Source organism: Escherichia sp. MOD1-EC5189, assembly GCF_002966045.1.
Taxonomy (GTDB): Bacteria; Pseudomonadota; Gammaproteobacteria; order Enterobacterales; family Enterobacteriaceae; genus Escherichia; species Escherichia coli_F.
Genome location: NZ_PTRX01000119.1, coordinates 1 through 487, shown reverse-complemented (window position 1 = coordinate 487; position 487 = coordinate 1). Strand labels below are relative to the sequence as shown.

Annotated in this window: 2 tRNA genes; both read left to right on the top strand. The window is 45.8% G+C overall.

What is annotated here, in order from left to right:
- Positions 1-101 precede the first annotated feature (101 nt).
- A tRNA-Ile gene (locus ATB02_RS25820) sits at positions 102-178 on the top strand.
- A 42-nt stretch (positions 179-220) separates the two neighbouring features.
- Positions 221-296 (top strand) — tRNA-Ala (locus ATB02_RS25815).
- Positions 297-487 lie beyond the last annotated feature (191 nt).

The window sequence follows — 487 nt, the reverse complement described above, 5'->3', positions numbered from 1 at the left end:
CGTAGGGGAACCTGCGGTTGGATCACCTCCTTACCTTAAAGAACTGTACTTTGCAGTGCTCACACAGATTGTCTGATGAAAATGAGCAGTAAAACCTCTACAGGCTTGTAGCTCAGGTGGTTAGAGCGCACCCCTGATAAGGGTGAGGTCGGTGGTTCAAGTCCACTCAGGCCTACCAAATTTGCACCGCAAATTTGAAGAGGTTTTAACTACATGTTATGGGGCTATAGCTCAGCTGGGAGAGCGCCTGCTTTGCACGCAGGAGGTCTGCGGTTCGATCCCGCATAGCTCCACCATCTCTGTAGTGATTAAATAAAAAATACTTCAGAGTGTACCTGCAAAGGTTCACTGCGAAGTTTTGCTCTTTAAAAATCTGGATCAAGCTGAAAATTGAAACACTGAACAACGAGAGTTGTTCGTGAGTCTCTCAAATTTTCGCAACACGATGATGAATCGAAAGAAACATCTTCGGGTTGTGAGGTTAAGC